This window comes from Phytohabitans sp. LZ39, assembly GCF_059359075.1.
In genome coordinates, this window is the sequence record NZ_JCADBM010000037.1 from 69,500 (window position 1) to 75,736 (window position 6,237).

The following is a 6,237-nucleotide window of genomic DNA, read 5'->3' on the forward strand; positions in this document are numbered from 1 at the left end:
GAGCGCCAAGGGTGACCTGGTAGTGGCGCATGACGGTGAGCAGGTTGCCGCGGTCAGCGGGCCTGCTCGACCTGACCATCGACCTCAGCGAAGCCGAAGGATTCGGCGAACCCCAGCGGCCTGACGCCGACGAGGTTGGCGCCCACGGCCTTCGGGTCCAGCGCCGAGACGTACGCTTCCAAGGCACACGGCAGGGGGACCACCAACGCCGGCAGTCCAAGCACGACATCGGACCGCGGCGGTGTCAGCAACACGCCGGCCGCGATGGCGACGCGTCCTAGTCACCGAGGCGACGACGGCCGAACAGCAGGAGCAGAGTTCCGACTGTGACCACGGCGAACGCCGCGGTGAGTACGCTGGCTGCCGCGAAGCCGGTGACCGGTAGTTCGTCGCCGGCCCCGCTCGGCGCGGCTGTCGTGGGTTGTGGTTGACCGCCGCTGGCCGTCGAGCTCGGCTGTGGCGCAGCCGCGGTTGGCGATGGCTCCGAGGTTTGGGCGACGCAGGGCTCGCTCGGCACCTCCGCTGTGGAGCTGCCCTGCAAGCGTCCACCATCACCGAATGTCGCTTCCGCGTCGAGCCGTACTCCTCCGGGGGCCACGATCGCGTTGGCGGGCAGGAGGATGTGCACGAAGGTTGCCGATTGCGGCTCGAGGCGCAGGGTCCGAGTGAACTCCTGCCCTTCGTGGGTCACGACCGCGGTGTTGATGCCGGAGACCCCGAACCCGCCAGCCAAATCCAGGGTGAGAACGGTGCTGGCGCTGAGGTTCTTCACGGCCCACTCGATCCGATATCGGCCTGTCCGCACATCGCATCTGGCCTTCGCATCCAAAACGAAAAACACGGCAGTGTCCCCCGTCACCGTTGTGACCGGCGTTTCCGTCGTCTGGGAGTCGCAGTCGCCATCAAGCTGCATCTCCTGAAATGCCTGGGTCTTCTCAGCGCCTCCAGGCCACGAAAAGTCCAATCTGATCCGTGCGCTCTGGGCCGATCCTGGGAGGACGACGGGAATGATTGCTCGGTCACTGCCGGAACCCTCGGCACCGAGGACGATCGGCTCGACATCCTGGTGGGAGTCAGGCAGCACGGTCACACCCACTAGGGTGGTCCTGTTACGCGGATCCTTGTTCGCCACGCTCAGACTGATCCGATATTCGGCGGCAGCTCCGACGCAGATCGCTGTCGCTCTCTCTATGTCAACCAGGTGGGTATCGCCTGGAGCAGCACCTGCCGGCGCGGACAGGACAAGAAGGGCGGCGCCGACGAGCCCGGCGGTCGCCGCCCTGCCAAGTAGCCTCACGAAAACTCCAAATTTGATGATCAACCCGGTGGCACAAGCAACCGCAGTTTGACGGCATGCGACCCGGGGCACAGGAGGGAGATCCCTCAACTTGCCGCGACCTGGAAGTGAGGGGTCAGCCGCACGCGTAGCAGTTGTCGATGGAGAAGGTTTGGGCCGGTGACTCTTCTCGCTGCGGCATGAGGGTCAGCGGGGCGCCGTTGCCGGATGGTGACATGGCACCGATCGTGACGGCCTTCTTGGACTTGTAGTTGATGATACGGACGCGGCTCGTGCCTGGTTCGAAGTCGAATACCCAGTCCTGGGTGTAGTCGCTGACGCAGGGTTTGAGGCGCAGCCACTCGGTGGTGGTCCACGGGTGAATGAAGCCCCCGAGGCACATGTCCGGGTGGCCCTGGCGGTTGACGGTCTTGCCGCCGAACGCGAATTGCCAGCTGTCGTTTGCGTCCCACCGTTGTTCGTTTTGCCAGGTGCAGGGCAGGGCGTTGATGTAGCCTGCGCCGTCGGGGGTCAGGCACAGGTTTGGGCCGTTCGCGTTGCTGATGATCATCATGTGCTTGGACCATGCCGGGCTGGTGGAGATCTGCCCCGCCGCTGCCGGCCGCGCCGGGGAAATGGTGGCCGAGGCTACGACGGTCGTCGCGACGGCGGCGAGGGTCGCGAGGAGGATCGCCAGTAGGCGGCGGCTGGGGGCAGTCAACATATCGAGCATGTGCGAAGAGCTCCCTTGAGTGTGATTGTGGGACAAGAGCATGTCCGTCGGCGCCAGAGCCGATGCCAGCGTTCCAAACCTGGCAGTGGTTGGGTCCGCGTGACAGGAGGGAAAACCCTCAACTTCGGCGGCAACGTGCGTGGTGGGCCGGCGGGCCGCCACCGGCCCACGCCCGCCCTAACCCCGACCCTGAAAGGTCTCCTAGATCGAGCAGAAGTTGTCGCCCTCGTGACCGAACTCGTCGATCGAGGTCTGGGAATCGAGCCAGACACTGGCCAGCCCGTAGGTCACGACGTTTCGGGTTACCCAGAATTCCCGGGTGACGACCTCACCCTTCACCATCTTGGGTTGCCGGTATTCGACGGCTGACTCCGCGCCGCCCGTCGCGGACCACACCAAGAGCACTTGAACGTCGAACCCGGCGTGTGTGTCGACGAGGCCGTTGTTGGTGTACGTGAAGCGGAACTTGTACCAGTCGATGCCGTCGCCGTAGTTGACGGGATCATCGAACGTGCCGCACGACAACACTTTCAGATTCGGTTTCGCGTACGGCGGATCGGCGGCGGCTGGCTGTGCCGACGCAATCGCCACTGTCATCGTCGCGAACAGCGCGAACGCCGCCATGACGACCCGGCGACCCTGGCCATGCCAATTGGCAATAACTTTCATGATCCATGATTGTTGGGTGGTACCGCGGTGCCAACCTGGTCATGTGACACACTGCCGGCGTCGCGGTCGTCACAGGAGGGCAGAGCCCCAGTCCGGCTTGCCGCTGGACCGCGAGCCGCCCGAGCGGGTCACGCGGCGGTTTCAAGTGGTGGTCAGGGCTCGCCGTCGTGGTGACGCGTCAGCGGCTCTTGCGGGGTCGGGCCGCGGCGTGCCGAGTGCGCGGCGCCGGCTTTCCCTCGGCCGCCCGGATGAGCTTGCCAACGCTGCGGAGCGCCGTGCGTGCCTTGCGGGACGTGGCCCCGTCGCCGAGGAGGATCACGGCCTCACCGCCGATGAACGACAACCCGATCAGCATGGCGACTTCACCGGCCGTGAACGGCCCGAGGCTGCCGAAGCGCTCCTCCGCCTCGCGCGCGACGCTTTCGAGCAGGCTCAGCCATGTGCGCAGTAGTTCGAGCACCTGCTGGGCGACCGCCGTGTCCGACCAGCCGGCTGCGATCATTTCCTGCAACACGCGTACGTACCCCGAGGCGAGGTCTTCGTCGAGGAAGTCGCAGGCCTGCTCGTACCGCTTCCACAGCGGGATGTCGCTGCCGTACATCTGTTTCTGTCGCTCGATGAGCTGCCGGTTTTCGTGCTCCAGGAGGGCGAGCACGAGGCCCTGCTTACCACCGAAGTGGTAGTGAATCTGACTGAGCGGCACCCCGGCGGTGTCGGCCGCCCTACGGGTTGACAGCTTCGCGTAGCCGTCGGCGAGCAGACATGAACGAGCGGCCTGGATGATCCGGGTCGCGGTGTCTCGAGGTGCCTCGTTCATCGCACTCCTGTTCCGTGTACGACGGTAGGTGACCGGTCGGTCGCCCGAATGCTAGCTTATCGGAAAATCGGTCGTCCGACCGATCGATGGCTGACGCCTGGCGACCGGCCCGGCAGGTAGTTGACTGGCGACGTGGTGGGCTATGTAGAATCTCGACATGTCTCGGATACCGAGTTGGGCGGGGTGGCGATGGCCGGCGACGTGCGTGTGACCGCCGGTGTGGCGAAGGTGCTCGCCGCGCTCCTGGAAGACCCGACGGCCGACAGATACGGCTTGGATCTCATGCGGGCGACCGCGATGCCGAGCGGCACGCTCTACCCGATCCTGACTCGATTGCGTGATGCCGGCTGGGTGCGGGCGGAGTGGGAGCAGCCTGACCCCGACGCGTCGCGCCCGGCGCGCCGCTATTACCGCCTCACGCCGGAGGGCGTCGTCGCGGCTCGTGAAGGCGTCGCCGAGCTCGCTGAAAAGCTCGGTGGCGCGATGGGCGGACGCGGGCGCCGTGTGTTGCCCCGTCCGAGCGCAAATCCGGGCCCGGCGTGATGGCGGGAGACAGCCGCGCGTTGGACACCTTGGTCGGCGTCCTGGTGGACAGCGCAGCCCGGCGCTGGCCGCCCGCCTTGCGAGACGAGCAGCGTGACGAGTGGACGGCCGAGCTGGAGGCGCTGCGCGAAGAGCCGCGGTCCGGCCCGCGGCGATTCACGTTCGCGTTGAGCCTCGCGACAAGCCCGGCGCCAGACGACGGCAGCGGGCTGCGCGGCTGGCGCGAGCTGTTGCCAGGGCTCGGGACACTGCTGCGCCCGGCCGCCGGCTTCGCGGTGCTGAGCGTGCTGATCCTCCAGATGTGGCCACTGCGCCTCAGCCCCTCCTCAGGGGCATGGGCCCTACCCGTGGGCGTCCTGCTCGGCATGGCGGTCGTGCCGTTGTGTTACCTCGCTGGGCGGCGGTCAACCGCGTCCACGGCACACCCGATCCGCATCGCTGGAGTCGTTACGACCGGTGCCGCCCTTGGCTATCTCGTCTATTGGACCGTGCCGCTGCTCGTGTCCGCGTGGGCGCTCAGCGGCCCGGCCGATGCCTTTCCGGTCGTCTATCGCCTGCGCCCCGGCGCCCCGCCGACCGTCGGGGGCGTGTTGTCGGGCCTGGTCATGCCCCAGGGGCATGTCATGGCGGCGCTGCTGTTCGTCGCGCTCACGGCCCCGCTGCTGGCTGGCGTCCTGTTCCTCACCGTCCAGCGAGGCTGGCGGCTGGGAGTCCCGCTCGCGTGCGCCGGCCTGCCCGTGATTGCGGTCCTCTCCTGGGCGGTGGGTCTCGCGGCCGCACCCGAGTCCGCCTACGAAGGCAGGTTCTTCGACCCGATCGCCTCCATCATGGACACCCAGCTCGACGGCGGACTGGTCGGCGTTCGGCAGATCAGCGCCATGGAAAGTCTCGCGGGTGTCCTGCTCCTGCTCGGCGCCACGGTGACCGCCTACGGCCTCGGGCTTGCCACTCGCGCCCGCGTGCCCGGCGCGACCGCGTCGGCGCCGAGCGGCTCAGCACCTGAGTGGACGCTGGCGCGCGCCGCGGCCATGACCGGGGGCGGCGCCGTCGTAGTGGGGCTCGCCGCTTGGGTGTACGTGGCGTCGATACTGCCGCCGCTGGCAAGCCGTGACGCGGCCGTGGCCGCGATGGTCGCCGAGTCGGCCGACGAGCTGCGCTGGGGGGCGGTGATCCTTACGATGCTGGGTGCGCGGATCGTCGCCGCACGCCGTCGCGGCGCGACACTCGCGGCCCTGCTCCTTGGCGGGTGGCTGCTGGCCGCCGAGGGCGTGCTCACCCGTCCGTCCCTTATAGACGGACCGCTGCCGGCCGCCACCGCCGCCGCCATCGCGACAGTCGGCATCGGCCTCGTGTGGTGGGTGTCCGGACCAAGGGGCGACCTCGCCGGCGAAGACGCGACCACCGTACGGCGCGCGCACGCCGTCGCCGCGGTGGTGGCCGCCGCCTGTGGACCGCTGCTACTCGCCCAGGTCGACGTCCCGCCGGACGCCGCGGGCGCCGCAGTGCTCAGGCTCGTGCTCGTCGTAGTGCCGGCGGCCTTTGTGGTGCTGGCGGTGTTCGCGGCAGCGGCGGCGCGGGACCGATCCATCCCCCTCGCCGCCACCGTCGTGCTCGCGCTCGCCTTCGTAGCCGCGAGCGTGGCCGTCGGTGCCGCCACGGCCGCCGGCGAGAAGGCCGTCGGGGTGGCCGCCGGGCTGTTCGCGGTTGGCGCGGCGGCCGTCGCACTGGCCAGGCCGGGCCATGCGGCACATTGGTGCGGATGGGCCGTCGCCGCGGTCCTGGCGCCGGTCGTACTCGCCCCGGCCACGTTCTACGCGGCGATCGTGCCCAGCATCCTCCTGCGGGCCATCAACGGCGCGGATGCCTATCCCGTGGCGGCGATGTCGTTTCAACCCGGCGTGCTACTGGCGGTCTTCCCCGCCGCCGCGGTCCTCGCCCGGTGGCTGATCCGCGACACCCCGACAGCCGATCCGTTCGTCCAACCCGCGCCGGCGAGCGGCCCGACGCCCACCGTCGCGCCGGTGGGCGGGTGAACCGGTGGGCTCGCGGCCGACCGTGGCTCGGCATGCTGGTGCGGCTCGGCCTCGCCGCCGTCTGGCTCGTCGCCGGCGGCGCCAAGGTTGGTGACCTTGCCGGGTCGGGCCGGGCTGTGAACGCGTACGACGTGATGCCGTACGAGTTGGCCAAGGTGATCGGGGC

Annotated in this window: 7 protein-coding genes and 1 pseudogene; 3 read left to right on the forward strand and 5 right to left on the reverse strand. The window is 68.8% G+C overall.

Features of this window, described 5'->3' with window-relative positions:
- Positions 1 to 53 precede the first annotated feature (53 nt).
- The 5 genes from AC5L36_RS42780 to AC5L36_RS42800 all read right to left on the reverse strand — a co-directional run bounded on the left by AC5L36_RS42780 (position 54) and on the right by AC5L36_RS42800 (position 3,495).
- Positions 54 to 254, reverse strand: a complete 201-nt coding sequence (locus AC5L36_RS42780; RefSeq protein ID WP_441224490.1) for a hypothetical protein — start codon at positions 252 to 254, stop codon at positions 54 to 56.
- 23 nt (positions 255 to 277) lie between these two features.
- Positions 278 to 1,090 carry a hypothetical protein gene (locus AC5L36_RS42785; protein ID WP_441224491.1) on the reverse strand — a complete coding sequence of 271 codons (813 nt, stop codon included), beginning with the start codon at positions 1,088 to 1,090 and terminating at the stop codon, positions 278 to 280.
- Positions 1,091 to 1,412: 322 nt separating this feature from the next.
- A complete protein-coding gene (locus AC5L36_RS42790) occupies positions 1,413 to 2,009 on the reverse strand; it encodes a ricin-type beta-trefoil lectin domain protein (RefSeq protein ID WP_441224492.1) in 597 nt (198 codons plus the stop codon).
- 201 nt (positions 2,010 to 2,210) lie between these two features.
- On the reverse strand, positions 2,211 to 2,678 hold the full coding sequence (locus AC5L36_RS42795; protein ID WP_441224493.1) for a hypothetical protein: 468 nt from the start codon (positions 2,676 to 2,678) through the stop codon (positions 2,211 to 2,213).
- A gap of 178 nt (positions 2,679 to 2,856) precedes the next feature.
- On the reverse strand, positions 2,857 to 3,495 hold the full coding sequence (locus AC5L36_RS42800; protein WP_441224494.1) for a TetR/AcrR family transcriptional regulator: 639 nt from the start codon (positions 3,493 to 3,495) through the stop codon (positions 2,857 to 2,859).
- A 120-nt stretch (positions 3,496 to 3,615) separates the two neighbouring features.
- On the opposite strand from AC5L36_RS42800, the gene AC5L36_RS42805 reads away from it, so the two are divergent.
- From AC5L36_RS42805 to AC5L36_RS42815, 3 genes and pseudogenes are all read left to right on the forward strand, one after another.
- On the forward strand, positions 3,616 to 4,038 hold the full coding sequence (locus AC5L36_RS42805; protein WP_441224495.1) for a PadR family transcriptional regulator: 423 nt from the start codon (positions 3,616 to 3,618) through the stop codon (positions 4,036 to 4,038).
- 20 nt (positions 4,039 to 4,058) lie between these two features.
- Positions 4,059 to 6,071 carry a hypothetical protein gene (locus AC5L36_RS42810; RefSeq protein ID WP_441224496.1) on the forward strand — a complete coding sequence of 671 codons (2,013 nt, stop codon included), beginning with the start codon at positions 4,059 to 4,061 and terminating at the stop codon, positions 6,069 to 6,071.
- Positions 6,072 to 6,103: 32 nt separating this feature from the next.
- Positions 6,104 to 6,237 (forward strand): annotated as a pseudogene (locus AC5L36_RS42815) (DoxX family protein); the annotation flags it as partial.

Bases quoted from the DNA above. Each gene is read 5' to 3' on its own strand.
- AC5L36_RS42795 (WP_441224493.1), bottom strand. From the start codon at position 2,678: ATGAAAGTTATTGCCAATTGGCATGGCCAGGGTCGCCGGGTCGTCATG.
- AC5L36_RS42790 (WP_441224492.1), bottom strand. From the start codon at position 2,009: ATGCTCGATATGTTGACTGCCCCCAGCCGCCGCCTACTGGCGATCCTC.
- AC5L36_RS42800 (WP_441224494.1), bottom strand. From the start codon at position 3,495: ATGAACGAGGCACCTCGAGACACCGCGACCCGGATCATCCAGGCCGCT.